The sequence below is a fragment of the Nonomuraea sp. ATR24 genome (assembly GCF_041950485.1).
Classification (GTDB): Bacteria; Actinomycetota; Actinomycetes; order Streptosporangiales; family Streptosporangiaceae; genus Nonomuraea; species Nonomuraea ceibae.
This window is the reverse complement of record NZ_JBGNUU010000005.1, coordinates 583,226-609,186: the sequence shown is the minus strand read 5'-3', so window position 1 is coordinate 609,186 and position 25,961 is coordinate 583,226. Positions and strand designations below refer to the sequence as shown.

24 protein-coding genes are annotated in these 25,961 nt (G+C 71.2%); 12 read left to right on the top strand and 12 right to left on the bottom strand.

The annotated features are described in order from the left end of the window. On the bottom strand, window positions 1–129 hold a 129-nt coding region (locus ACBI99_RS17200), incomplete at its 3' end, for a transposase domain-containing protein (protein WP_375072692.1). Between the two features lie 217 nt (window positions 130–346). On the opposite strand from ACBI99_RS17200, the gene ACBI99_RS17195 reads away from it, so the two are divergent. Genes ACBI99_RS17195 through ACBI99_RS17185 form a run of 3 tightly spaced genes read left to right on the top strand, consistent with a single transcriptional unit; the run spans window position 347 to window position 3,632 of the window. Then, entirely contained in the window at window positions 347–1,012 is a 666-nt protein-coding gene (locus ACBI99_RS17195; RefSeq protein ID WP_375072678.1) for a DUF998 domain-containing protein, read from the top strand. Window positions 1,013–1,068: 56 nt separating this feature from the next. Then, window positions 1,069–3,258: a nitrate- and nitrite sensing domain-containing protein gene (locus ACBI99_RS17190; protein WP_375072677.1), complete on the top strand. Its 2,190-nt coding sequence runs from the start codon at window positions 1,069–1,071 to the stop codon at window positions 3,256–3,258. Window positions 3,259–3,260: 2 nt separating this feature from the next. Continuing rightward, window positions 3,261–3,632 (top strand): DUF742 domain-containing protein, encoded by a 372-nt coding sequence (locus ACBI99_RS17185; protein ID WP_219498896.1) that lies wholly within the window; start codon window positions 3,261–3,263, stop codon window positions 3,630–3,632. On the opposite strand, the gene ACBI99_RS17180 is transcribed toward ACBI99_RS17185, so the two are convergent. The 5 genes from ACBI99_RS17180 to ACBI99_RS17160 form a co-directional block, all read right to left on the bottom strand. Beyond that, on the bottom strand, window positions 3,629–4,201 hold the full coding sequence (locus ACBI99_RS17180; protein ID WP_219498900.1) for an ATP/GTP-binding protein: 573 nt from the start codon (window positions 4,199–4,201) through the stop codon (window positions 3,629–3,631). The two genes, ACBI99_RS17185 and ACBI99_RS17180, sit on opposite strands and share 4 nt — an antisense overlap. Then, window positions 4,182–4,544 carry a DUF742 domain-containing protein gene (locus ACBI99_RS17175; protein ID WP_219498903.1) on the bottom strand — a complete coding sequence of 121 codons (363 nt, stop codon included), beginning with the start codon at window positions 4,542–4,544 and terminating at the stop codon, window positions 4,182–4,184. Before ACBI99_RS17175 ends, ACBI99_RS17180 begins: the two co-directional genes overlap by 20 nt. Next, window positions 4,541–4,945: a roadblock/LC7 domain-containing protein gene (locus tag ACBI99_RS17170; RefSeq protein ID WP_049557807.1), complete on the bottom strand. Its 405-nt coding sequence runs from the start codon at window positions 4,943–4,945 to the stop codon at window positions 4,541–4,543. The genes ACBI99_RS17175 and ACBI99_RS17170 overlap by 4 nt, the downstream gene beginning before the upstream one ends. After that, window positions 4,942–7,011 (bottom strand): nitrate- and nitrite sensing domain-containing protein, encoded by a 2,070-nt coding sequence (locus tag ACBI99_RS17165; RefSeq protein WP_375072676.1) that lies wholly within the window; start codon window positions 7,009–7,011, stop codon window positions 4,942–4,944. The genes ACBI99_RS17170 and ACBI99_RS17165 overlap by 4 nt, the downstream gene beginning before the upstream one ends. A 189-nt stretch (window positions 7,012–7,200) precedes the next feature. Further along, window positions 7,201–8,886 (bottom strand): FAD-dependent oxidoreductase, encoded by a 1,686-nt coding sequence (locus ACBI99_RS17160; protein WP_375072675.1) that lies wholly within the window; start codon window positions 8,884–8,886, stop codon window positions 7,201–7,203. A gap of 255 nt (window positions 8,887–9,141) precedes the next feature. On the opposite strand from ACBI99_RS17160, the gene ACBI99_RS17155 reads away from it, so the two are divergent. Next, entirely contained in the window at window positions 9,142–9,798 is a 657-nt protein-coding gene (locus tag ACBI99_RS17155) for a hypothetical protein (RefSeq protein WP_219498911.1), read from the top strand. Between the two features lie 94 nt (window positions 9,799–9,892). Here the strand turns inward: ACBI99_RS17155 and ACBI99_RS17150 are convergent, their stop codons facing one another. Beyond that, on the bottom strand, window positions 9,893–10,498 hold the full coding sequence (locus ACBI99_RS17150) for a TetR/AcrR family transcriptional regulator (protein WP_219498914.1): 606 nt from the start codon (window positions 10,496–10,498) through the stop codon (window positions 9,893–9,895). A gap of 62 nt (window positions 10,499–10,560) precedes the next feature. Here ACBI99_RS17150 and ACBI99_RS17145 point away from each other — a divergent pair, with 62 nt between their 5' ends. Next, complete coding sequence (locus ACBI99_RS17145) at window positions 10,561–10,968, top strand: RidA family protein (RefSeq protein ID WP_219498917.1); 408 nt, start codon at window positions 10,561–10,563, stop codon at window positions 10,966–10,968. Between the two features lie 26 nt (window positions 10,969–10,994). Here ACBI99_RS17145 and ACBI99_RS17140 read toward each other — a convergent pair whose 3' ends face one another. The 3 genes from ACBI99_RS17140 to wecB all read right to left on the bottom strand — a co-directional run bounded on the left by ACBI99_RS17140 (window position 10,995) and on the right by wecB (window position 14,841). After that, window positions 10,995–11,564, bottom strand: a complete 570-nt coding sequence (locus ACBI99_RS17140; protein WP_219498919.1) for a TOPRIM nucleotidyl transferase/hydrolase domain-containing protein — start codon at window positions 11,562–11,564, stop codon at window positions 10,995–10,997. A 43-nt stretch (window positions 11,565–11,607) separates the two neighbouring features. Continuing rightward, on the bottom strand, window positions 11,608–13,644 hold the full coding sequence (locus tag ACBI99_RS17135; protein ID WP_219498922.1) for a glycosyltransferase: 2,037 nt from the start codon (window positions 13,642–13,644) through the stop codon (window positions 11,608–11,610). Between the two features lie 66 nt (window positions 13,645–13,710). Beyond that, on the bottom strand, window positions 13,711–14,841 hold the full coding sequence (gene wecB / locus ACBI99_RS17130) for a non-hydrolyzing UDP-N-acetylglucosamine 2-epimerase (protein ID WP_357591732.1): 1,131 nt from the start codon (window positions 14,839–14,841) through the stop codon (window positions 13,711–13,713). A gap of 173 nt (window positions 14,842–15,014) precedes the next feature. Between wecB and ACBI99_RS17125 the strand changes: the two genes are divergently transcribed. The 6 genes from ACBI99_RS17125 (at window position 15,015) to hisC (ending at window position 22,699) form a co-directional block, all read left to right on the top strand. After that, window positions 15,015–16,580 (top strand): glycosyltransferase, encoded by a 1,566-nt coding sequence (locus tag ACBI99_RS17125; protein ID WP_308125564.1) that lies wholly within the window; start codon window positions 15,015–15,017, stop codon window positions 16,578–16,580. A gap of 118 nt (window positions 16,581–16,698) precedes the next feature. Continuing rightward, the gene (locus ACBI99_RS17120; protein ID WP_219498932.1) at window positions 16,699–17,961 is read left to right on the top strand and encodes a nucleotide sugar dehydrogenase; all 1,263 of its coding nucleotides are present in this window, start codon (window positions 16,699–16,701) and stop codon (window positions 17,959–17,961) included. 19 nt (window positions 17,962–17,980) lie between these two features. Beyond that, entirely contained in the window at window positions 17,981–19,069 is a 1,089-nt protein-coding gene (locus ACBI99_RS17115) for a glycosyltransferase (RefSeq protein WP_219498936.1), read from the top strand. Window positions 19,070–19,112: 43 nt separating this feature from the next. After that, window positions 19,113–20,903, top strand: a complete 1,791-nt coding sequence (locus ACBI99_RS17110) for a DUF4434 domain-containing protein (protein ID WP_375072674.1) — start codon at window positions 19,113–19,115, stop codon at window positions 20,901–20,903. Between the two features lie 30 nt (window positions 20,904–20,933). Further along, window positions 20,934–21,599 (top strand): NUDIX domain-containing protein, encoded by a 666-nt coding sequence (locus tag ACBI99_RS17105; protein ID WP_219498941.1) that lies wholly within the window; start codon window positions 20,934–20,936, stop codon window positions 21,597–21,599. A gap of 38 nt (window positions 21,600–21,637) precedes the next feature. Then, the gene (gene hisC, locus ACBI99_RS17100) at window positions 21,638–22,699 is read left to right on the top strand and encodes a histidinol-phosphate transaminase (protein ID WP_375072673.1); all 1,062 of its coding nucleotides are present in this window, start codon (window positions 21,638–21,640) and stop codon (window positions 22,697–22,699) included. Between the two features lie 16 nt (window positions 22,700–22,715). On the opposite strand, the gene ACBI99_RS17095 is transcribed toward hisC, so the two are convergent. Next, window positions 22,716–23,654 (bottom strand): EamA family transporter, encoded by a 939-nt coding sequence (locus ACBI99_RS17095; RefSeq protein WP_219498949.1) that lies wholly within the window; start codon window positions 23,652–23,654, stop codon window positions 22,716–22,718. Window positions 23,655–23,817: 163 nt separating this feature from the next. On the opposite strand from ACBI99_RS17095, the gene ACBI99_RS17090 reads away from it, so the two are divergent. Then, window positions 23,818–24,264, top strand: coding sequence for a rhodanese-like domain-containing protein (locus ACBI99_RS17090; protein ID WP_219498952.1), 447 nt, complete (start codon window positions 23,818–23,820; stop codon window positions 24,262–24,264). A 232-nt stretch (window positions 24,265–24,496) separates the two neighbouring features. On the opposite strand, the gene ACBI99_RS17085 is transcribed toward ACBI99_RS17090, so the two are convergent. Beyond that, the gene (locus tag ACBI99_RS17085; protein ID WP_219498955.1) at window positions 24,497–25,786 is read right to left on the bottom strand and encodes a GTP cyclohydrolase IIa; all 1,290 of its coding nucleotides are present in this window, start codon (window positions 25,784–25,786) and stop codon (window positions 24,497–24,499) included. Between the last annotated feature and the right edge of the window lie 175 nt (window positions 25,787–25,961).

Genomic DNA, 25,961 nt, shown 5'->3' with positions numbered 1-25,961 from the left:
CACCAGGCGGACCCTGCGCTCATGCGCACGGGTCTGCGCCAGCACATCATCGACCATCTCGAACGGAATGATCCGGGTCAGTTCACCCAGATGTCCCGGCGCGAACACCCCTGGCGCTACCCCGGCCATTCGATGTGTGGCAACCTGTTCCAACAGCGGAGCTCCTGTGGTGAGGATGTCTTGGAGTGACAGACCTCTTCTACAGCGGCTCCGCTGCTTTGTTCACCGGTCTTGACGAACAGCCCTCTCCCTTAACTGAACGGCGTTGCCTCTAGGGGGCGCCTCAGGGACGGGTAGGGGGGAGGCCCGGATGCGCCGAGGGGCCTTCCGGCTGAAGGATTGCCCCATGTCCGCAGTCAAGAAGGCCTACCCGCTCATCGCGTGCGCCGCGATCGTGTTCGCGGTGTCCGGGGTGGTCGTGGGGCAGTTCGGCCCCGACCCGTACCTGGACCCGCTGAACGTGACCGTCAGCGAGTACGCCGTGGCCGACCGCGGGGGCGTCACGGAGGTCGCGATGGCGGTCATGGCCCTGGGGTCGCTGGCGCTGCTGGCGGGGCTGCGGGCGGCGGGGGCGCCGGTCAGGGGGATGCCGGAGCGGCTGATGCTGGTGTGGTCGGGGGCGCTGTTCGTCGCGGCCGTCATCCCGACCACGCCGCTCGGCGCGGACCTGGACGTGGCCGCGCACGTTCACCGGTACGTGTCGGTGGCGGCGTTCGTGGCGCTGCCCGCGGCGGGGGCGCTGCTGGTGCCGAGGCTGGCCGCCGACCCGGCGTGGAAGCCGGTGGCCAGGACGGTGGAGTGGCTGGCGCTGGCGGGCGGGCTGGGGCTGCTGGCGATCACGTACGTGGCCCTGCCGGGGGAGCGGGTGATGATCGGGCTGGTCGAGCGGGTGCTGCTGGGGGCGGAGGTGGCCCTGCTTGCGGTGCTGGCCGCCTGGCTGGTACGAGTGGTGTGGATGGGGAAGGCGGTGAATTTCCCGACATATCACAGATTTATCGCTAGTCGATCTTAAAACCGTGTCTTTCGGTGATATTGTCTCCCGCGATCTTCTATCCGGGAGCGGGTGTCATGGCATCGGGCAGATCCATCAGATTCAAGATCTCGACGCTGCTCATCATCCCGTTGATCTCCCTGGTGGCACTCTGGGGCTTCGCCGCGAGCACCACGTCGAGAGAGGCGCTCAACCTCCTCAAGGTCGAGACCTTCTGGAACGGGATCATCAACCACGCCGACACCCTGATCGTCCAGCTGCAGGCCGAACGCCTGGCCTCCGCCGAGCTGATGTCCGGCGTCACCACCGACACCCGCAAGCTGGCCGACATCCGGGCCACGTCCGACGAGGTCAGGAAGCGGCTCAAGGACAGCGCGCTGGCCGAGGACACCCAGGAGTCGCTCACCGAGGACATGAAGGTCCAGCTCCAGGCCGCGCTCAAGGCCGTCGACGGGCTGTCGGAGATCCGCCGCCAGGTCGACGAGCGGGCGCTGTCCCCGCACGACCTGGTCAACCGGTACGCCGCCATCCCCGACGCCATCGACCGCCTCTACGCGGCCTTCACCGTCAGCACCGACGTCGAGCTGTCACGCCAGTCTCAGGGCCTCATCGCCGTCCAGCAGGTGCGCGAACTGCTCAGCCGTGAGCACGCGCTCATCGTCGCGGGCAACGGCGGCGACGACGAGCCGACCAAGTGGACGATGGCCGAGGTGCACATGCTGGCCGGCCTCGACGGGGCCAGGACCTACCTGTTCCCCAAGGCCCTGGCCAACCTCGACGCCGAGATGCGCGCCCCGCTGGAGCGGGTCGCCGCCTCCCCCCGCCACGCCACGATGGAACGGGCGCTGCAGACCTACGTCGCCGGCGACAAGGTCGACCTCCAGCTCTGGCGCGGCACCGTCGACCCCGTGCTGAAGGACTACACCGAGGCCGTCAACGCCGCCGGCGGCATCCTGCTGAGCCGGATGGAGCCCGCCGGCATGGTCGTCATCGTGCGGGCCGCCGTGGCCGGCGCGCTCGGCCTCATCGCCGTCGTCTTCTCCGTGTTCGTCTCGATCCGCGTCGGCCGGCGCGTCTCCCGCGAGCTGGCCGAGCTCCGCCACACCGCGCTCGACCTCGCCGAGATCCGGCTGCCCGAGGTCGTCGCCAAGCTGCGCTCCGGCGAGCAGGTGGACATCGCCGCCGAGGCGCCGCCCCTCACCGTGGCCGAGGGCGCGACCAGCGAGGTCGCCGACCTGGCCACCGCCTTCGACAGCGTCCAGCACACCGCCGTGGACGCCGCCGTCGAGCAGGCCAGGCTCCGCGAGGGCGTCGCCGAGGCGCTGCGCAACCTGGCCCGGCGCAGCCAGTCGCTGGTGCAGCGGCAGCTCAAGCTGCTCGACGAGATGCAGCGCCAGACTGAGGAGCCCGAGGCGCTGGAGCGGCTGTTCAAGCTCGACCACCTGACCACCCGCATGCGCCGCCACGCCGAGGGCCTGGTGCTGCTCTCCGGCGGCAGCGCCGGGCGCAGGTGGCGCGGCGTCATCCCGGTCGAGGACGTGCTCAGCGGCGCCGCCGGCCAGGTCGAGGACTACACCCGGGTCCGCGTCTACCCGATGCCCGAGTGCGGCATCGCCGGCGCGGCCGTGGCCGACCTCATGCACCTGTTCGCCGAGCTGATCGAGAACGCCGCCACGTTCTCCTCCCCGGGCAACGAGGTGTCCGTCCGCGGCGAGCTGGTCGGCAAGGGGTTCGCCGTCGAGGTGGAGGACCGCGGGCTCGGCATGTCGGACGCCGACCGCGCCGCCGTCAACCGCCGCCTGTCCAGCCCGCCCGACTTCGACCCGGCGCAGACGGAGCGACTGGGTTTCGCCGTCGTCGGCATGCTCGCCGCCCGCCACGGCATCAGCGTGACGCTCAAGCCCTCCCCGTACGGGGGCACCACGGCCATCGTGCTCGTGCCGGGCTCCCTGGTGCAGCCGATGCCGTCGCCCCAGCCGATGCAGCAGCTCGAATCCGTCTCGGTCTCGGTCGTGAGCAACGACACCGGGCCGGGAGAGCTGCCCCGCCGCGTCCGTACCAACAGGCGGAGCATCGAGCCGCGGCAGGAGGCGGGGCTGCCCAGGCGCGTCCGGCAGGCCAACCTGCCGCAGCAGCTCAGGCAACCGCAGGAACCCGCCGAGCCCGTCGAGGAGCGCTCACCAGAGGAGGCCAGGGCCCTGCTCTCCTCGCTCCAGTCGGGTTGGCAGCGCGGGCGTCAGGATACCGACCAGGATGGGGGAGCGTGATCGTGAGCCGCGAGCACGAGTGGGTTGACGACGAGGCCGGGCCCGTGGTCCGGCCGTACGCGGTGGCGCGGGGGCGCACCAAGGCCACCGCATCGCTCGACCTGCTGGCGACCGTGGCCCCGACGGGGCAGCAGGCGCCCGCGCACGCCGATCTCGGCACGCAGCACCGGCGGCTGCTCGCCTGCGTGGCCGCCCAGGCGCGGCCGGTCGCGGAGGTGGCCTCCGAGCTCAACCTGCCCGTGCAGGTCGCCCGGGTGCTCCTCGGCGACCTGCTCGGCTACGGCCTGGTGGCGGTGCGCGCGCCGATCTCCAAGGGGTCCTCCCCGACGGAGAGCCTCCTCAGAGAGGTGATCAACGGCCTGCGGGCGCTCTAGCCGGCGGCGGTCAGCGTCCGCAGCGAGTGCTCGACCAGGGTGATCATGACTTCCTTGGCCGAGGCGCGCCGCCGCACGTCGCAGAGCATCACGGGCACCCCGTCGTCGAGGTCGAGCGCGATCCGCACGTCGTCGACGCTGTGCTGGTCGGCGCCGTCGAAGCAGTTGACCGCCACCACGAACGGGGTGCCGCGCTGCTCGAAGTAGTCGACCGACGGGAAGCAGTCGGTCAGCCGCCGGGTGTCGGCGATGACGACGGCGCCCAGCGCCCCGTAGGACAGCTCGTCCCACATGAACCAGAACCGCTCCTGGCCGGGAGTGCCGAACAGGTAGACGACCAGCCCCTCGCGGATCGTGATGCGGCCGAAGTCCATCGCGACGGTCGTGGTGGTCTTGGCCTCCACGCCGTCGAGATCGTCCACGCCGATCCCGCGGTCGGAGAGCACCTCCTCCGTGCGCAGCGGTTTGATCTCGCTGATCGAGCCGACCAGCGTGGTCTTGCCCACGCCGAACCCCCCGGCGATGAGGATCTTCAACGCGACGGGGTCCTCAGAGAGCACGGAGTCCATTGATCACTTCCTTGAGAATGCCCTCATTCGGGCGCGACCCAGCCGCTGCGGGGGCCGACACAGAGATGAGGCCGTGGTCACGCAGGTCGCCGAGCATCACCCGGACGACGCCGACAGGCAGGTCGAGCTCGACGGCCACGTCGGCCACCGAGATCGGATGACGTGCGACACGCAGGATGAGCGCCTGTTCGGGGCCGAGGTCTGCGGGAGGTTCCCCGACGGCGCTCACGGTGGCGATGAGATCGAGATTGTCCCCCGAGGACCTCGTGCGGCCGCGGATGAGGGCGTAGGGCCGGACGACCGGCCCCGCGTCCTCGTCCAGCCACCGCGGGGTCTCGCTCACGGTGTTGCTCGCGGATTGGTGGTGATGTGCTGGCCCACCCGCTTGACCAGCATCGCCATCTCGTAGGCGATGTGCCCGACGTCCACGTTGGCGTCGGCCAGCACCGCCAGGCAGGTGCCCTGTCCGGCCGCCGTCACGAACAGGAACGCCGACTCCATCTCCACGATGGTCTGGCGCACGTCGCCGCCGCCGAAATGCCGCCCGGTGCCGCGCGCCAGGCTCTGGAAACCGGCCGCCACGGCTGACAGGTGTTCGGCGTCCTCCCGGCTCAGGCCCTTGGAATGGCCGACGGCCAGGCCGTCGGTCGACAGGATGACGGCCTGCCTGACCGCGCCCACCCTGGTCGTCAGGTCGTCAAGCAGCCAGTTCAGCTCACCGGTGTTGGTCGTCGGCACACTCATGCCTCCCCCTCCTCGTTCACATCTTCTCGGGCACGTTGGGTTCCCCGCTGGAACGCGGAGAACAGGTCGCGTACCTCGTCGGGAGAGCGTTCGTTCTTCCGCTCAGGTCCCGGCTCGGACCGCTGGAGCCGGGATGAAAGGTTGGCCTGCCTGACCCGCCTTGGCAACCCCGCGTGCGTGCCGCCGCTCACGACGGCGAGGGCCTTCTTCCGGGTACGGCTGGGCAGGGCGGGCAGTTCGTCACCGGAGGCGGTCAGCTCCTCCTGGTCGGTGACGAGCGGGCGCGGCACCAGCAGGATGGCGGTGGTGCCGCCGAAGGGGGAGCGGCGCAGCACAACCTTGATGCCGTGCCGCTCCGCGAGCCTGGCGACCACGAACAGGCCGAGCCTGTCGCTGTCGGCCAGGTCGAACTCGGGTGGGTCGACCAGCAACGCGTTGTACGCGGCGTACTCGTCGGCCGACAGCCCCAGCCCGCGGTCCTCGACCTCGATCGAGTAGCCATTGCTCACCCGGTCGCCGCGGACTTCGACGGCGGTGTCGGGCGGGGAGTAGATGGTGGCGTTCTCGACCAGCTCGGCGACCAGGTGGGTGAGGTCGGCGGCGGCCGCGCCGTCGATCGCGCCCGAGGGCATGGTGGCGACCGTGACGCGGGTGTAGTCCTCGACCTCGGCGACGGCGGCGCGCACGATGTCGACCACCGGCACCGGCTTGCGCCAGGCCCGGCCGGGCGCGGCCCCGGACAGGATGATCAGGCTCTCGGCGTGTCGCCGCATGCGGGTGGTCAGGTGGTCCAGGCGGAAGAGCTCCTCCAGCCGGTCCGGGTCGTGGGTGCGGCGCTGCATGCTGTCGAGCAGCGAGAGCTGGCGGTGCAGCAGCCCCTGCTTGCGCCGGGCGAGGTTGAGGAAGACCTGGCCGACGCCGCGCCGCAGCGCCGCCTGGCCGACGGCGGCGTGCACGGCCGTGCGCTGCACCGAGCCGAACGCCCTGGCCACGTCGGTGATCTCGGCCGAGCCGCTGACCTTGATCGGCTTGGCCTCCTTCTTGACGTTGACCTCCTCGCCGGTGCGCAGCCGCTCGACCAGGCCGGGCAGGCGCCGCTCCGACAGCTCGACGGCCGCCGAGCGCAGCCCGGCCAGCTCGGCGCCGAGCCGCCGGCCGAAGCGCACGGAGATGATGATGGAGGCGAGCACCGCGAGCAGTCCGACGCCGCCGGCCACGCCGATCTCGATCTTGGTAGTGGTCGCCCCGGAGGCCGCCCGCGAGGCCAGCGTGAGCGCCGACTCCGAGCCGATCCGGTCCAGCTCGGCCATCAGCCTGTCGGCCGCCGCCGCCCAGGACGGCGCGTCGGGGGGCGGCGCGCCGGTGCGGATGATCCGCGCCTCCATCGTGGCGAACGACTGGAACGTCTGGCTCTTGAACAGCTCCTCGTACGGGGCGCGGAACTGGACGTCGAGCCCGGCCTGGCCGCGCGCGTGCAGGAACTTGCGCGAGGACACGTACTCGGTGAAGGCCGCCGCCTCCGGCTCGGTGAGCTGCCGGTCGAGGAGGGCCGCCTTGATCAGCGCCCGCTCCCTGGAGAGGAACTCGCGGGCGTTGCCCATCGTCTGCAGGGCGGAGGCCTGCTGGTAGATCGTCAGGTCGGGCACCGGGGTCAGGTGGTCGTAGAACCGGAACACCGCGTCGAGCACCCGGTTGTACTCGGTGAGCCCGGTCAGCCGCGAGCTGTAGCCGTCGTCGATGCCGTCGCGGATGGGGCCCAGCCGGCGCAGCTCGGCGTCGAGGGCGTCGATCTGGCCGCGCAGCTCGGCGCTGACCGCGCCGCCGGCCTCGGTGACGGCCTGGCGGAACTCGCCGAGCGCCTGGTCGGTCTGGGCACGCTGGGCGCCGAGGTCCTCGGTGAGCTTACGGGTGGTGACCGCGACCATGGACCGCTCCCGTTCGGCCTGAAGCTGAAGCCCCAGGTCGGTGGAGGCGATGCCGATCGTCTGGTAGAGGGTGTCGCCGCGGAGGAGGGCCTGGCCGTCGCTCACGGTGAGGTTGAGCACGAAACCCCAGAGCGCGCTCAAGGACAGGAGGGGTAGCAGTAACAATAAAAAGATCTTGAACCGAATTGACCGGTTTTGCGAGCCCATGTCCCAACCTCGGAGTCGAGGGCATTTCACACCTTCGTGTAAATACACCTCCGGAAGATCGCACAGGAGACTAGCACCGATTATGCGTCTGGCGCAGGGGGAGCAAGGGGATGTTCAACGCGATTACCCGGCGAGGAGTTCCGTCACGGCGCGGTGTGCCGCGCTGATGGCCGCGTCGGCCCGCGCGCCCGGCACGGCGTCGGATCCGGCGATCGCGATCCGGCCGAACCGCCGCCGCGCGGCCTCCGCCGGCGACGGCCCGTCCGGATGGAACGGGTGCCACGGCCGGCAGTACTCCGGCGCGAACCCGTGCCCCCACCGGTAGACGGTGATCGCCTCGACGTCCCCCGCCGGGTCGAACCCGCTCCCGAGCAGCCGCCCGAGCTGGTCGCGCACGCCCTGCTCCAGCGCCGCGTAGGACGTCCTGAAGAGCTCCCGCCGCCCCGCCGCGGCCCCCTCCGCCGGGCCGAGCTCCGAGCGGCACGGCGCCGCCACCAGGTGCGCCCGCGTGCCGTCCACCTCCGTCGCCGTCCAGTACGCCCCCGTCCAGCGGGCCCGGCCCCGCCACTCCTGCGGGCGGCGCAGCCGTACCACGGCCTCCACCAGCGGCATCTTGACCGCCTGCCGCAACGCCGCGCGCTGATCGTCCGGCAGGTCCGGCACCAGGTACGGGATGACCATGTGCCAGCAGGCCAGGATCGCCGCCCCGGCGCGCACGGTCCTGACGGCGTGCCCGTCGAAGTAGCCCACGACCACCCCGGCCCCGTCGTCGCGCACCGACACCACCGGGCTCGACAGCCGGAACCGCGCCCCCGGCATGCGCCCGGCCATCCGCGCCACCAGCGACCGCACACCCCCGGTCAGCCGGTACGCGGGCCGCTCCCACTCCTGCTTGACCGTGGGCGAGTTGAACCGCGACGGCTTGCCCCGGTCCAGCCCGAGCCCGCCGAACCCCGGGTACGCGCTCGCCCAGGCGTCGATCGCGCCGAAGGCCCGCGTCCCGTAGCCCCAGGCCGCGCTGGACATCGTCCGGCAGAACCGCTCCACGTCCGGATGCGCCCGGCACACCTCCAGCAGGAACGCCGAGTACGTCAGGCCCGCCAGCCGCTCCTCCTTCTCCTCCTGCGACAGCCCGGGGAACCAGTCCGGCGGGTCCCGGTGCAGCCGCACCAGGTCCCGCCTGGCCTGCCCGGCGATCGGCAGCCGCCCGGCCCACGCCTCGACGTCGCCGTCCTGCCCGACCAGCACGTCGGAGCCGAAGCTCTCCCGGTCGCACATCACGCTGTCGTACGCCCGCGTCCTGACCGTCGTCCCGGTGGACTCGGCGGGGACCCCGAGCTCCTCGACGAGCGCCCTGGCCTCGGGCGTGCGGATCACGGCCCCGGGCCAGCCGCCCGGACGCAGCTCCTCGCCGCGCGTGTGGCCGCCGAGCTCGTCGTGGTTGTCCAGCACGAGCACCCGCGCCCCGGGCTCGCGGCGCAGCCACGCGTAGGCCGCGCTGACGCCGCTGACGCCGCCGCCGACCACCACCAGGTCGTACTCCTCGCCGGTGGGGGCGCCGGGGTCCGCGTACTGCCAGAACCGGCCGTCACGCAGCGCGTGCGGCACGCTGAGCGCCTGCGCGGTGTCGCCCCGCAGCCCGCCGGCCGGCCCGGTGAGCCCACTCAGCCCGGCCGGTCCGGTCAGGTCCGCCGGGCCGCCGGCGGCGAGGGCCGCGTCCGGTGACGCCAGCACCGCGGCGCCCGCCGTCACGGCGACGCCGTCGAAGAAGTCGCGGCGCGAAATGGACGGTCCGGTGAAGTCACTCATCCCGCGATCATCGAAACTCCGGTACGAATGCCGCGTCATGCCGCGCAGAAGGCCGGGCAACATTTTGCAGGACCTGGTACCGGAAATTCCCCTTTGCCGCGCCGCAAAGGGCTCACTGACCAGGGCTTACGCGACAAAGCCTCACAATTTCGCGTTGCCCGGCTCCGGCACTCGGACTTCCCTTAGCGTTTATCCAATGCCGTGCCGACGAATGGAGCGACCATGCTCAGGGCCCTTTCCGCAATATGTCTCACCATGACCGCCGTGACCGCGATGACCGGCTGTTCCGCCGACGAGCCCCCCGCCCAGAGCAAGCCCGAGGCCGCCCCGCCCGCCGCCTCCACCGCCCCCCAGGCAGGCAAGCTCCGCACCGCCCTGCTCCCCGCCCCCAAGGGCATGCGCGTCGCGTACGGGCCCGAGATCGGCACCTTCGGCAGCCTGAAGTCCGTCAAGGAGGGCCTGGCCGCCGTCCGCCAGACCAAGCTCGACCGCCCCGAATGCGCCGGCGCCACCCAGCTCGACCCGGCCAAGCCCGAGATCGCCGGCGCCCCGGCCGCCGTCATCGCCTTCGCCTCGCCGCGCGGCTCCATCACCCAGGCCGTCGTCGAGCTCCCGCGCGGCGCCTTCCCGGTCGCCCTCCCCAAGCAGTGCACCGCCTACCACGCCGACGTGCAGGGCACCAAGGTCACCTACCGCACCCAGCACCTCGCCATGCCGCGCCAGGGCGACGAGTCGCGCGCCTACCTGACCACCGCCACCGGCGGCGACCGCAACGCCCAGATCGGCTCGGTCGTCATCCGCCGGGGCAACGTCGTGATGAGCCTCATGGTCGTCGGCCAGAAGGTCAAGCGCGCCGGACTCATGGAGCTCGGCCGCCTCGCCGACCACAACCTCTCCCGCGCCACCGCCTGACCGAGCCCGAACGGGGTGAGGGCCGAGCGGGGTGAGGGCCGAACGGGGTGAGGGCCGAACGGGCAGGGACCGGACGGGGTGCGGGCCGGGCGGGTCAGGGGTGCCAGCCCTGTTCGACCGATCGGCGGCAGCGGTCGGGGGTGTCGCCGGCGCTGACGAAGAGGGCGGTCAGCAGGGGGACGCCGTGCGCAAGGGTCTGCGGCGGCAGGGGGCCGGTGGCGACCAGTGACGCCAGGCCGTGTCCGATCATCCAGCTCTGCGTGGCCAGCTCCAGCGGGTCGACGCCGGCGCGGAAGCGGCCGGCCGCCCGGGCGCGGTCGACGCCGGTGACGAGGCAGTGCAGGGTGTCGTCCGCGGCGGCTGCGTCCGCCAGCTCGAAGCGGGCGTCGAACATCACGCGATACAGGTCGGGGCAGGCCAGGGCGTTCGAGAGGTAGGCCGCGCCGAGTGCCGCGAGGTCGCGTACGGGGTCGTCCGTGGGGGTGACGGCGGCGAGGCGGGCGGCGAGCCGGGTGAAGCCTTCCTGGCGCATCGCGGTCCACAGGCCGTCCATGCCGTCGAAGTAGGTGTAGACGGCCATGGTCGACACGCCGGTGCCGGCGACCAGGGAGCGGAGCGTGACGGGCTCCCGGGCGGCGAGCATCTGGGCCGCCCGGTCGATGAGCAGGGAGCGGATCGCCGGGTCCTTCGTTCGCGCCATGTCCCCACAATACATAGCGCTGCTATGTTATGAGCGGATGCCCGACGAGTGAAGGAGCAGGGATGAGCGTGACGCTGGTCAACCCGGACGGGTTGCCGAAGCCGGAGGTCTACCGCCAGTTGTCGATCGCCAGCGGGTCGAGGCTGGTGTTCCTGGCCGGGCAGGTGGCGCGTGACGCCGACGGGACGCCGGTGGGAGCGGGGGACCTGGCGGCCCAGGTCGAGCAGGCGTACCTCAACATCGGCACGGCGATGGCCGCGATCGGCGGGTCCTTCGACGACGTGGCCAAGCTGACCGTCTACGTCGTCGACTGGACTCCCGACAAGATGCCGCTGCTGGGTGAGGGCGTCGCCAGGGCGGCGGCCAGGCTGGGCGTCGACCCGGTCAAGCCGATCACGCTGCTGGGCGTGGCGGCGCTGGGCGAGCCCGACCTGCTGGTGGAGGTGGAGGCCACCGCCGTCCTCGACTAGGACGTAAACAGGCGTACCAGGACGTGCTAGGACTGCCGGATGTGGGCCAGGAGCAGGGCCAGGGGGCGCGGCACGCGGTCGAGGTCCAGGGCGTCGACGAGCAGGCTGGAGTAGCGGATCTTGCGGCCGCTGCCCGACCCCATGAACCGGCGGAGCTGGTCGTGTGTGTTGCCCGCGCGCCAGGCGGGCTGCCGCTGGAGCGTGCGGAACGAGCCGAGGTCGCCCTCGGCGTCGATGACCCGCTCGACGGCGTCGGTCCCGAGCGCGCGGATGAGCTCGTCCTCCAGGTCGGCGACGCAGACGAAGAACCCGAGCGCCTCCAGGCCGTCGCGGCCGAGGTCGGCGCCGAGCCCGGCGCGCTCCAGGGCCTTGCGGAAGTCGCCTTCCTCCCCGGCGTCGCACAGACCGGCCAGGCGGAGGCCGAGCCCGGCGGGGCCGTACTTGCCGACGTAGGCGCCGATGTTCGTGGCGCCGCCCATCGCCACCGGGGAGACGCCCTCGGCGGCCAGGTCGAGGCCGTGGCGCCGGGCCAGCGCCTCGACCGCCGCCCTGTCGCTCTCGCCCTCAAGAAGGATCACGGTACGCGTGTTGCTCACGGGCCCAGCCTCGCACCGGGCCCGGAGGGATTCATCCCCTTTATCAGATGAGCACGTGGTCGTCCGGCCGCCCGACGAAGGAGAACTGGGCGTTGCGGGTCAGCTTGATGTGGTCCGCCTGCCAGGTGTGCATGGAGGCGTCGGCGCTGCGCCAGTAGACGAAGTTGAACCGGTCGGCCGAGTAGATCTTGACCCCGTCCTCCTTGAGGCGGCGGACCAGGTGGGTGTCCTCGCCCCGCGTCAGGTCGGGGAACTGGTAGGAGCGGAACATGTCGGCCTTGCCGAGGAACGAGCCGCCCTGCACCAGGAACGAGTAGCGGTGCTCCAGGCCGGGCAGGCGGAGCATCGTGGTGTTGGTGCCCTCGAAGTAGGAGTAGTGGGCGCCCTTGCCGGTCAGCTCGGCGTCGGTGTAGTCGAAGGAGCGGGCCAGGTCCGACAGGTAGTGCTCGCCGTACAGGTTGTCGTCGTCCATCTTGGCGATCAGCTCGCCCTCGGCGGCGTCGATGCCCAGGTTCATGCAGGCGCCGAGCGAAAGCTCGGGGGCGGCGGGCAGGACGACGACGTCGGTGATGCCGGCCATGCGGGCCTTGTCGGCCACCACGACGGGGTCGATGTCGAGGCCGTGCAGCACCATGACGAGCTGGAGCGGCCGGTGGATCTGCTTGGCCACCGAGGAGATCGCGTGCTCGATCTGCGAGGCGCGGTTGGTGGGCAGCACGACGGAGATCGACCGGGTGCGCGGGGTGACGGGGCGGCCGAGAAGCTGGAGGATCTGGTCCACCCGGTGCGAGAACAGGTGCTTGTCGAACACCTCGCGCATCGCCAGGTGCCCCATCCGGGCGCGCAGCTCGGGGCTGTTGATCAGGTGCAGGACCTGGTTGTACGACTCGATCGGCTCGCGGGCGATGGGGACGAGGTCGCCGAACGTCTCCTCGATGGCCCGGGACCAGCCGGAGACGACCGGGGTGGCGCAGGCCGACAGCTCGAAGACGCGCCGCGCGCACATGGTGGGCGAGTCCAGCACCGAGTTGACGTTGAGGAAGACCTTGTACATCCGGTACGCGGCGAGCATCTGGTCGTAGGGGAGCTCGCCGACGATGTGCGGGCGGTACTTCTCCGGCCAGGCGTACTTCTCGTCCACCTCGCCGTTGCGGGCGAAGATGTGCAGGCCGAGCTCGCGGACGGGGTCGAGGACGATCTCCATCTGCTCGCGGCGCTCGGGGTGCTTGTCGCGGAAGTACATGCCGCCGAAGACGACGTCGTGCAGGCGGCCCTGCTTCTGCTGGATCGGGTTGTGCACGCGCGGCTGCGCCGCGAACTGCAACACATCAACCCGATCATGTCCCAATATTTCGCGATATTTCGGCACCATGTCGCCGTCGCACGTGAACACGTAGTCGAACAGCTTGGCCGTGTCGATGAAGAAGTCGAAGTTGGGCGGATCTTCCTTGTTCCAGAAGACCGTGGGAATGCCCTCCGCCTTGCACCAGGCGACCAGCTCCCGCAGCGGCTCCTTGGGCGCGTTGGTCCCGGTCATCTGGTAGCGCCAGCGCCCCTGGTTGCCGTGCCAGGCCGACTCGCAGAACAGCAGATCGGGCCGCCGCTCGGCGAAGATCTCCGGCCAGTCCTTGAGCCCGAACTCGATCTGGTCCCATTCGTAGCGGAACGCCATCCTGGAGAAGTCGTCCAGGATCACGGCCACCTTCAGGTCCGGCCGGTTGACCGGGCCGAGCGGCCACTTGACCGGCGGGATCTCGACCCGGGGCGGCCGCTTCCCGGCGGCCTCGACGACCTCGGTGACCGGGACGGGCGGCTTGGGGGCGCGCTCGCGGGAGCGGACGGCGTCGAGCACCCTGCCGGGGCTCTTGGACCCGATCGCCTCGCCGAGCTTGAACGTCCGCTTGGCCTGGGTGGCCTCCAGCTTCCAGGTGGCGTAGGCGGCCTTGGCCTCGGCGATCTCCAGCCGCCTGCGCAGCTCCACGACCTCCGCCTCGTAGCGCTCGACGACCTTGCGCTCCTCAGGCAGCCAGTTGACGGGACCGAGCCGCTGGAACGCGGGCTCTTCTGGGGTTTCGGCCATGGGGTATCGCCTATCGCTCTGCGGAGGATTGTCATAGTACGGCGGACACCGTACGAAATGGGGGTTTTACTCGGATCGGGTCCCCTGGGCGGCGGGCGAGAGGTTGTCCCCCTTCAGCCAGGCCGAGATCACCCGGGCGATGCGCGGCCCGGCGGCGCCGTCCCACAGCGGCGGCAGCTCGCCCGAGGGCGTGACCGCCCCGTCGGCCAGCGCCTTCTCGGCGGCGGCCGGCAGCAGGGCCGGGGTGACCAGCCGGTTGGTGCCGTGCGTGATCGTGACCGGGCGCTCGGTGTTGGGCCGCACGGTCAGGCAGGGCACGCCCAGCATGGTCGTCTCCTCCTGCACGCCGCCGGAGTCGGTGACGACCAGCGCGGCGCCCCGTACGAGTGAGAGAAAGTCCACATAGCCCAGCGGGTCGACCACCTTGATCGACGGGCCGTCCACGAGCCCCGCCTCGGCCAGCCGGGTGCGGCCGCGCGGGTGGATCGGCACCACGATCTGGATCTGCCGCGACACCTCCAGCACGGCCGAGACCAGCTCACGGGCCGCCTCGGGGGTGTCGACGTTGGCCGGGCGGTGCAGCGTCGCCACGGCGTAGCGGCCGGTCAGGCCCAGCCGCTCGACGACCGGAGCCGGGTCCAGCGACGGCAGCGCCGAGAACAGGCTGTCGATCATCGGGTTGCCGACCAGGTGCACCTTGGAAGCGGGCACGCCCTCGGCCGCGAGGTGCGACAGCGCGTCAGGGGAGGTGGCGAACAGCAGGTCGGACAGGGAGTCGGTGACGATCCTGTTGACCTCTTCCGGCATGCCGCGGTCGAACGAGCGCAGCCCCGCCTCGACGTGCGCGGTGCGGATGCCGAGCTTGGCGCAGACGAGGATGGCGGCCAGCGTCGAGTTCACGTCGCCGTAGACGACCACCAGGTCGGGCTGCTGCTGCTCGAACGTCTCCTCCAGGCCGACGAGCAGCGCGGCGGTCTGCTTGGCGTGGCTGCCGGAGCCGACGCCCAGGTTGGCCACCGGCTCGGGCAGGCCCAGGTCGGCGAAGAACACGTCCGACATCAGGGCGTCGTAGTGCTGACCGGTGTGGATGATGCCCTGCCGCACGCCGAGCTCGCCGAGTGCTCGCACCACCGGGGCCGCTTTCACGAAATTGGGACGAGCGCCCAGAACGTGCAGGACCAGGGGGTTCTCCCTCATTGACCTCGCCTTTCATAGCGGAAGGGAAAAAACGCTGCCTATGGTACGGTCACCGCGTGGCATCCGACGCCAGTCGTCAAGACTCCTCAAAAGTTTCCGCTGGGGTTTCCGCGAAGTCTGCCCGTGCCGGCGTCGGTGGACTTCTGAAGGGCTTCATCCAGCATCCGATCATCGTGACCCGCGTCGTCGTGACGAAGGTGCGGGCCGATCCGGTCAGGGCCGCCCAGGCGGCGGCAGACGCCATGCCGCCGCGCCTGCGTCCGGTCGTGGGCAGCGTCGCCTGGCCCGCCGCGCGCAAGGCCCGGCACATCGCCCGCAAGCTCGGCATGCGCATGGTCCGCGCGCCCTGGGACGAGGCCAAGGAGCACTGGAACACCGGCCGCGTCAGCCAGGCCGGTGACGTGCTGGAGCCGTTCATCAAGTACCCGTTCGTCAAGCGCCGCTACCAGTACTACCGGGGCGAGCTGGCGGCGATCAGCCCCGACCCGATCCCGCCGGGCCCCAAGGTGGCGATCCTGGAGCGGGTGGCCGGGCGAGTGGTCCACCTGGTCACCAACGCGCTGCCCTACACGCAGGCCGGCTACACGGTCCGCACCCACCGCATCGTCACCGCGCAGAAGGCCGCCGGCCTCGACCCGCACGTGGTCACGAGCTGGGGCTGGCCCATGCTCCAGGGCCACGCCGACGCCGCCCCGTACGAGGAGATCGACGGCATCCCCTACTACCGCCACATGCCCGACGGGCACGGCGAGGTGCCGTTCGAGATGCACGGCCGCATGGTGCGGGGCGCCGACGCCGTCACCACGCTGGTCGCCCAGCTCCGGCCGCAGGTGCTGCACGCCGCCACCGACCACCGCAACGGCTCGGTGGCCCACGCGGTGCGCGAGCGCACCGGCACGCCGTTCGTGTACGAGGTGCGCGGGTTCCTGGAGGAGACCTGGGCCTCGCGTGACCCGGTCCGCATCGGCAGCCAGCGCCACGTGCTCCAGCGCGAGCGCGAGGCGTTCCTGATGAACGAGGCCGACGCGGTCGTCACGCTGGCCGAGACGATGGCGGCGGAGATCGTCGAGCGGGGCGTGCCCCGCGAGCGCATCCACCTGGCCCCCAACGCGGTCGACGACGCGCTGCTGACCGCCCACTACGACGGGGCGTCGTTCCGCCGCGAGATGGGCATCGGCGACAAGGAGATCGTCGTCGGCTCGGTGTCCAGCATCGTCGCCTACGAGGGATTCGCCACACTGCTGCGCGCGGCGGCGCTGCTGCGCGACGAGGGCGCCCCGGTGCGGGTGCTGCTCGTCGGCGACGGCACCGAGCGGGCCAACCTGCTGGAGCTCGTCGAGGAGCTGAACCTGACCACGGCGATCCTGCCCGGCCGGGTCGGCCCCGACGAGGCGCTGCAGGCCCAGGACGCCATCGACATCTTCGTCTGCCCCCGCGAGGACCTGCGGGTCACCCGGCTCGTCACGCCGCTCAAGCCGGTCGAGGCGATGGCGCTGGGCAAGCCCGTGGTGCTCAGCGACCTGCCGGCGCTGTCCGAGCTCGTCGGCTCCGACGGGGCGGGCATGCTGGTGCCGCCCGGCGACCCGGAGGCGCTGGCCAAGGCGCTGGCGGGGCTCGCCCAGGACCCGGCCAAGCGCGCCGAGATGGGCGAGGCGGGCCGGGCGGAAGTCGCGGCGAAGCGCACGTGGAGCCGCGTTGCCGAGACATATCAGGCTCTCTACCGATCGCTTGCCGAATGATGACCTACGGATTGGCTGTCTGTTGTGACGGGTTCGGTCGCATTAGGCGTGAGCTAGGTGGACTTGAGATAACCTTTGCGACCATGAAGTGTTGTTTCCGGCTCTCCAAGGCACTGCTGTGACAGAAATCGACTTGGCTGTCATCGGTCTGGGCTACGTCGGCATGCCTCTCGCCAAAGAGGCTGTGGCCGCCGGGCTGCGGGTCGTCGGCGTGGACGTCGACCCCCGGAAGATCGACGCGCTCAACGCCGGGCAGTCCTACATCGATGACCTGACCGACGCCGACCTCGAGCACATGCTGGCCAACGGTTTCCGCGCCACGCTCGACGAGTCCGTACTGGCCCGGAGCAACACGATCGTCATCTGCGTGCCGACGCCGCTGGATGAGGACCACCGCCCCGACCTGTCCGCGGTCGAGGGCGCCACCCAGACCGTCGCGCGCAACCTCACCAAGGACACGCTCGTCGTCCTGGAGTCCACCACCTGGCCCGGCACCACCGACGAGGTGGCCCGCCCGCTGCTCGAAGCCTCCGGCCTCGTCGCCGGCGAGGACTTCCACCTGGCCTTCTCGCCCGAGCGCATCGACCCGGGCAACCCCAAGTACGGCCTGCGCAACACCCCCAAGGTCGTCGGCGGCTACACGCTGACCTGCCGCGACCGGGCCACGGCCTTCTACGGCCAGTTCATCGAGCAGGTCGTCCCGGTCAGCGGCACCCGCGAGGCCGAAATGGCCAAGCTGCTGGAGAACACCTACCGGCACGTCAACATCGCGCTCGTCAACGAGATGGCGATCTTCTGCGACGAGCTCGGCGTCGACCTGTGGGAAGCGATCGAGGCGGCGGCGACCAAGCCGTTCGGGTTCCACAAGTTCCTGCCGGGGCCGGGCGTCGGCGGGCACTGCATCCCCGTCGACCCGTCCTACCTGTCCTACACGGTCCGCAAGCTCGGCTACCCGTTCCGGTTCGTCGAGCTGGCCCAGGAGATCAACGAGCGGATGCCGTCGTACGTGGTGGCCCGCGTGCAGCGCCTGCTCAACAGGCACAAGAAGGCAGTCAACGGCGCCCGGGTGGTCCTGCTCGGCGTAACCTACAAGCCGGACATCGCCGACGAGCGTGAAACCCCGGCCCTGCCCGTGGCGCGTGCGCTGCTGGAGCTGGGGGCCGAGCTCACGTTCGCGGACCCGTACGTCAAGGAGTGGTCGGTAGACGGCACGCCCGTCGGGCGTGAGGAAGATCTGGCCCAGGCCGTGGCCGACGCCGACGTGACGCTGCTGTTGCAGCAGCACGCCGCGTTCGACCTCGGCATGGTCGAGGCTAAGGCCCGGCTCGTGCTCGACACCCGCGGTGTTCTCACCGAGGGTGAACGCGTCGAGCGGCTGTAGCGACGGAAGGCTGCGCGCAGTGCACGTGCTCGTCATGACGGTGGTGCATAACCCCGAGGACGCGAGAATTCTGCATAGGCAGATCCGCGCACTCGTGGATGCCGGTCATGAGGTCACGTACGCCGCCCCCTTCACCGCCCACGGCGTGGTGCCGAGGCCGTGGGTGAACGGCGCCGACCTCCCGAGGGCCGTCCAGCGCAAGAGGCTGTCGGCCACCTGGCAGGCCCGCAGGCTGTTCAAGCGGATGCGCGGCAAGGTCGACCTGGTGCTGATCCACGACCCTGAGCTGCTGTTCGCCGTCTGGGGCGTGCGCAACAGGCCGCCGGTCGTGTGGGACGTGCACGAGGACACCCCGGCGACGCTGTCGCTCAAGCCGTGGCTGCCCGCGCCGCTGCGCCCGCCGGCGCGCTTCCTGGCCCGCATGCTGGAGGGCGCCGCCGAGAGCAACCTGCACCTGCTGCTGGCCGAGACGGCCTACGCGGGCCGGTTCAAGCACGCCCACCTGATCGTGCCGAACGAGACGTGGGTGCCCGACTCGGTGACGCCGCCGGGCGACGACCGGGTGGTCTACCTCGGCTGGCTGTCCAGGGCGCGCGGGGTGATGGAGTCGATCGAGGTCGCCAAGCTGCTCCAGCCGTACCGGGTGACGGTCGAGCTGATCGGCTACGCCGACCCGCAGAGCCGGCCGCTGCTCAACCAGGCGGTCGCCGACGGGCTGCTGGAGTGGCGCGACTTCATGCCGAACGACGAGGCGCTCAAGCGGCTCGACGGCGCGCTGGCCGGCCTGTCGCTGCTGCACGACGAGCCGAACTACCGCCACTCGATGCCCACGAAGATCGTGGAGTACATGGCGCACGGCATCCCGGTGATCACCACGCCGTCCCCGCGCGCGGTCGAGCTCGTGGAGCGCTACGAGAGCGGCGTCGTGGTGCCCTGGGAGGACCCGAAGGCCGTGGCCCAGGCGGTGCTGACCTTGAGGGACGACGTGCGCGAGCGCCGGGCGCAGGGCGCGCGCGGCTACGCGGCGGCACGCGCGAACCACCACTGGCCCAACTCCGCCAAGCGGTTCGTCTCGCAGCTCGAAGCCTGGGCCGGCGTCAAGCGATAAGCGTTTATCCCGGGCAGATCATGAGGGCGGTAGGTTCCTGAACGTGCGCTGGCTCTTCGTACTCCTGGGGGCAGCGATCCTGGCCGCGGTGGGGGCCGTGATCGTGGTGCTGCCCGACGACGAACCCGTCAGGACCGCCACCCGCACCGCGCGCCCGACGCCGAGCGAGACCGAGCGGACCCCGTCGGTCCCCGGCTTCACCGACCCGTGCGGAACGTTCGACACCGGCGAAAAGGCCCCGTACGCCGTCACCGGCTACTGGGTGACCCCCCGGTCCAACCCGTGCACCTGGCGCCGCCAGTTCCAGGAGATCCACCAGGTCGGCGGCGACACCGTCATCAGGATCGGCTACGGCCTGCAGTACCGCACGGTCGACGACGACGGCTTCGTCCAGGCCAAGGACGGCACCGTCGACGCCCGCTACGAGGACTGCGTCGAGGACGGCCTGTCCTGCCACGCCGCCGCCGTGCGCGACCTGGAGGCGGCCAACCCGGACAACCGCATCGGGCGCACGTACGTCTACCGCACCGACGAGTCGTTCGGCCCCGGCCTGTTCAGGTGCGCGCCGATGGAGCGCACGATCCGGGGCGGCAAGCACCTCTACTTCCGCGTCCTGGCCCCGATGGACGGCTCCGACGACCCGACCTGCGACTTCAGCCGGGCCAGGACGTACGACCTGATCCTGATCGCGGGCGCGCCCGAGGACAGCCTGACCGAGCTGCTCGACCTGGGTGACCGGTTCGGCGTGCGGGTGTTCCCGGCGTTGCCGCTGGCGCCGCGCGACCCGAAGGTGCAGATCAGGGCCAACCCGGAGCATCTGGGCACGCTGACCACGCTCACCCGGCGCATCCTCCAGGACTACGGCGCGCGCTTCGCCGACCGCGGGTCGCTCGGCGGCGTCTACCAGCCGTTCGAGGTGCAGATGAGCGAGTCGCTGACCGACGAGCACCCGACCCTCCAGGTGTACGCCGACCAGCACAAGATCGTCCAGCAGGAGCTGCCGGAGAAGCCCATCCTGATCAGCCCCTACCTCGACGCGCGCAAGCGGGTCGCCTTCGGCCAGACGCCCGCCCAGGTCGCCGCCGCGTTCAAGGCGCTGACCAGGACCGGGGTCGGCATCATCGCCCCGCAGGACAGCCGCGGCACCGGCAAGGTGGGCCTGTTCTGGCCCGACCAGCGCGACGAGGAGGTGGACGAGCGGCTGCGCTCCATCGTCGGCGAGACCACGTACGGCATCGCCTACCACGGCTCCACCCGCGACTACTACCGCGAGATGGCGACCGCCCGCGAGGAGATGCTGGAGGCCGGCTTCAACGTGCAGCTCTGGGCGAACGTGGAGGCGTTCGAGCCGTCCGGCGACAAGCCGTGCGCCCCCCAGGGCACCCGGGGCAAGACCGACAAGAAGCGCCTCGACCAGGCCGTCACCATGGCCGGCCGCTACGTGCAGAAGATCGTCTCGTACATGTGGAGCGACTACATGACCTGCGGCACGCCGTCGCTGGAGAGCGAGCTCAAGAAGGACTGGCAGCGGCCCATCGCCGTCGACGCCATCAGGCGCGCCCGCGCCCCCCAGGACGGCGTCGAGGTGCGCGGCTACAACCTCAAGGACGGCACCGTCAGCATCGAATGGTCCGGCGGCTCCAAGGAGATCGTCGTCGCCGAGGCCGGCTGGCTGGACCTCGACCCGCTGGAGGAGCTGCCCGAGCACATGGTCACGGCCTGGGTGCCGTTCGACTGGACGCTGGTCCCGGCCGGGGAATGGGTCAGGATCCGCGTCAGGACCGCGGCGGGCCAGGAGACCACCGAGCCGCTGCACGTCCGCATCGCGGCCTGACCGGCGCCGGGGCCGTGTAACGTGCCTGGCATGGTTCCGAGCATCCCGGTCAGCGTCGACCTGGTCGTGCTCACCGTACGACACCAGGCGTTGAGCGCGCTCGTGTGGCGGCGCGACAACCCGCCGTTCCTGCGCCGCTGGTCGCTTTCGGGCGGGTTCATCCAGCTCGACGAGGACCTGCCGGCCGCGGCCCACCGCATCCTCGCCGAGCGCGCCGGCCTCCCGGGCGCCCCCGTCCACCTGGAGCAGCTCCAGACCTACGGCTACCCCGACCGCGACCCCCGCCAGCGCGTCCTCAGCGTCGCCTACCTCGGCCTGGCCCCCGACCTGCCCGCCTCGGAGAAGGCCCACATGAGCTGGCAGCCGGTCGACACGCTGACCGTCATGGCCTTCGACCACCGCCGCATCATGCTCGACGGCGTCGAGCGGGCCCGCAGCAAGCTCGAATACACCGCGCTCGGCGCCGCCTTCTGCCCGCCGGAGTTCACGGTCGCCGACCTGCGCCGCGTGTACGAGATCGTCTGGGGCCGGACGCTCGACCCGCGCAACTTCCACCGCAAGGTCACCAAGGCCGAGGGCTTCCTCGTCGAGACCGGCGCCACCACCACCCGCGACGGCGGCCGCCCGGCCAAGCTCTACCGCCGCGGCCCCGCCGAGCTGCTGCATCCCCCGATGCTGCGCTCCCTCAAGGAGTGACCGGGAAGGCCCCCGACCGGCTGCCATAAGGTAAGGCCATGCCTCGTTTCCGCACGATTCTGGACACGATGCCCGCCTACAAGCCGGGCAAGGCCGTCACCACCCCCGACGGCCGGTCGTACAAGCTGTCCTCCAACGAGTCGCCCTATGACCCGCTGCCTTCGGTGGTGGAGGCGATCGCCGAGGGGGCACGGCAGGTCAACCGCTATCCCGACCCCGGCGCGATCAAGCTGACCGAGGCGATCGCGGAGCGGTTCGGGGTGCCGTTCGAGCACATCGCGCTGGGCGCCGGGTCCGTGACGGTGGCGCAGCAGCTGTTCGAGACCGTGGGCGAGCCGGGCGCGGAGGTCGTCTACGCGTGGCGGTCGTTCGAGGCGTACCCGCTGCTGGCCGACCTGTCCGGCACCACGTCCGTACGGGTGCCGCTGGCCGACGAGCAGCACGACCTCGACGCCATGGCGGAGGCGATCACGCCCGAGACCCGCATGGTGTTCGTGTGCAACCCGAACAACCCGACCGGCACGGCGGTCCGCGAGCGCGAGCTGGTGGCGTTCCTCGACCGGGTGCCGCAGGACGTGCTGGTGGTGCTGGACGAGGCCTACCGGGAGTACGTGCGCGACGAGTCGGTGCCCGACGGCCTGACCCTCTACCGCGACCGGCCCAACGTGTGCGTGCTGCGCACGTTCTCCAAGGCGTACGGGCTGGCGGGGCTGCGGGTCGGTTATCTGGTCGGGCACGAGCCGGTGGCGACGGCGGTGCGCAAGACGATCATCCCGTTCGCGGTCAACCACCTGGCGCAGATCGCCGCGATCGCCTCGCTGAAGGCCGAGGACGAGCTGCTCGAACGGGTCGACGCGGTGGTCAAGGAGCGCACCCGGGTGCGCGAGACGCTCATCGCCCAGGGCTGGACGGTGCCGCCCACGGAGGCGAACTTCGTCTGGCTGCGCACCGGCGAGCGCACGATGGACTTCGCCGCCGCCTGCGCGGTGGAGGGCGTGGCGGTGCGGCCGTTCGAGGGCGAGGGCGCCCGGGTCTCGATCGGCGACCCGGAGGCCAACGACGCCTTCCTGAAGGCCGCGGGCGCGTTCCTGAAGGGCTAGGGCCTGTCCCGAGGGGTCAGACCTTCACCGCCTCCCCTTCGGCCTTCCTGGACGCTCTGGAGCGTCGCTCGGTGGACACCACGAGGGCGACGCCCACCAGGATGACCAGACCGCCCAGCACGATCTGCCCGGTCACCTGCTCGTCGAGCACCAGCATGCCGAGGAGCACCGCCACAACCGGGTTGACGTAGGCGTACGTCGACACGAGCGAGATGGGCGCGTTGCCGAGCAGCCAGCTGTAGGCGGTGAAGCCGATCAGCGAGCCCACGAGCACCAGGTAGGCCAGCGCCGCCCACGAACGGCCGGAGACCGCGGCGAGGTCGAGCCGCTCGCCGGCCGTCAGGCCCACGGCGATCATGCCGGCGCCGCCGACCACCATCTCGATCGTGCTGGCGGCGAACGGGTTGGCGGGCATCTGGATGCGGCCCGACAGGAACGAGCCGATCGACCAGGACGCGGACGCCACCAGGATCACCACGACGCCGGCCGTGTCGCCGGTCGCGCCGCCGCTCAGCGACACCGCGGCGACCCCGGCGAAGCCGACGAGCACCCCGGCGAGGGTGAGCACGCCGGGCCGGTCCCTGGCCGCGATGCGGAAGACCACCAGCCACAGCGGCACCGAGGCGACGAGCAGGGCGGCCAGGCCGCTGGAGATGTGCTGCTCGGCCACCGCGACCATGCCGTTGCCGCCGGTCAGCAGCAGCAGGCCGACGAGCGCGGCGCCGCCGAACTGTCGGCGCGTCATCCGGAACGCCGCCGTGCCCTTGCGCACCAGCAGGATCCCGCCGAGCAGCACCGAGGCGGTGATGAAGCGCAGCGCCCCGCTGAGCATGGGCGGCATCGTCTCGATGACGATGGCGATGCCGAGGTAGGTGGAGCCCCAGACCACGTAGACGATGGCCAGCGCTCCCCACACGAGGAGCGAGGATCGCCGGTCAGTGGTGTCACGTGTCATGACTCATGACAATAGACCCCGGCTCCGACAGCTTCCCGGCGGGTACCGGACGAGGAAATCTGGCGAGATCTTATCGATAGTCGGCATTCGTGCCACTTCTCCGCCGGCGCGCGGGCTGACAGCATCGAACCCGTCCCCGACCTGCGAGGAAACGAGAGAAACCATGCCCGTTGCGTCCGTCGTGACCGCCGTGCCCGCCGCCGACACCCCGGCCGCGCTCGCCCACTTCGCCGCCCGCCTGGCCTTCGAGACCGACGTCTCCGACGTGGCCGCCGACCTGGCCGCCGGGGTCACGGGCCTGGTCGTCGTCGACTCGCGCGACGAGAGGAGCTGGGACCAGGGCCACATCCCCGGCGCGCTCCACCTGCCCACCGCCGAGATCGCCGCCCGCGCCCCCGGCCTCGTGCCGCCGGACGCCACCGTCGTGACCTACTGCTGGGGGCCCGGCTGCAACGGCTCCACCCGGGCCGCGCTGGAGTTCGCCAAGCTGGGCTACAAGGTCAAGGAGATGATCGGCGGCTTCGAATACTGGGCCCGTGAGGGGCTGGCCGTCGACTCGATCGACGGGCCCGCCGGTCGCCCGGTGGACCCGCTCACGTGCGCCTGCTGACGGGGAGCGGCGGAGGCTTTTGGTGCCCCCGTCCGAATCCTGTCGATCGGGGGCGTCGCCATTCATACCCGTGTTCCGGCGCGGCCAACCCCTGAATCTCACCCAGAGTGAAGACGACCCACCCCTCACTCGGTGAAGAGGTCCGCTGCCGTACACCCCGCACCCGGTGAAGAGGCCCGCCGCCGTCAGAGGGGGAAGGGATGACGGCGGGCCCGTACCTGGAGGAGAAGCGTCAGCGCGGGCCGAGCTTCTCCACGATGAGCCGGTAGAGCTGGCGCGGGCGCCCGGGCTGCGGCGTGCGGTTCGGCGGCAGCGGCCACGCGAGTCCCTCGTCAACCAGCGTGCGCAGCAACCGCCGAGCCGTACGCGGCGTCACCCCCAGCATCTTCCCGGCGCCCTCGGCGTCCACCACGGTGTCGCCGCCCTCCAGCTTGGCGGCCAGCCGGGCCAGCACCTCGACCCCCTTCGGCTTGAGCGCCGTGGACCCCGTCGGCGGCATCCGGGGCGCGGGGATGAGCGCCCGCCCCTCCCGGTCCACCGCGAACCCCTGGGCCTGCTTGCCCGCCTGCGTGCGCGCCAGCGCGGCCCGTGCGTGCGACTCGGCGTCGTGCGTCGTGCGGCCCATGCCCACGCCCACCTCGACCGCCAGCCCCAGCTCGTCGCGGATCCTGGCCGCGAACGGCAGCACCCGGAACCCGTCGGTGGCCGAGGCGATCGAGCCCCGGGTCGCGGTGACCAGGTAGCTGTGGTCGTCGATCGGCCACACCGTGGCGTTGATCCGGTTGGCCTCCTGGACGAGCAGCCGGTGCAGCGACAGCCGCAGCTCGTCCCGCCAGTAGCGGGGAGCCGCGCGCCGTACCGGCTCGCGCAGCGTCGGCACCTCCACCAGCACGACCGTGAGCTGTGACTCCTCAAGCCGGTGATGCGCGCCCAGCAGCGCGGCCGTGTGCAGCGCGGTGCGCACCGCCGCCGACGTCGGCCGCACCCGGATGACCGGAACGCCCGCCGCCTGCAACCGCTCCGCCACCGCCGGCAGGCACGTCAGCGCCCCCGTCGTGGCGCCCTGGCGCGACAGCCGCTCGTGGAAGGCGGCGATCGTCCCGGTCGCGCCGGGCTCGTCACGGCTGTGCACGTCCGCCGCCGGAATCCCGAGATCGGTGTACGCCTCCTCGACGTCGGCCCGGCTGACCACGTCCACGCTGACCCGTTGCGGGTCGACGCGCGGATCCAGCGCCGCCTTGGCCAGTGCCGCCACCAGTGCCGCCCCGCCCAGCTGGACGTACGTGGCGGGCATCGTCAGCACGCCGGAACGCCTCGCCAGGTCGTACGGGACCGGGCTGGCGAACAGACACGCGTCGACGCCCGGGCCGAGCCGGGTCACCTTGTCGGGCGCCTCCTGCTCGTCACGGTAGGCGGCCGCCACGAGACGGCACGGCAGCGGTGCCGCCGCGTGCCCCATGAGCATGACCCGCTCGACCAGATCATGGGGCCCGACCACGCCAATAGTGAGGTCCGGTGTCATGGCGCCCGGGCGTGACACTCGGGGTGTTTCTTCGGCCCTCTCGACCAATGTTCGTCCCATCCTGCGATCCGATGCAGTGCTCTCTTTTGGAACGATCGCTCGCGGGGGCCGTAATGTCACGCCCGACTTTTCCGGAAAGACGTTCTGGTTGACCGTCCGTCAAGGTGTTTTAGCA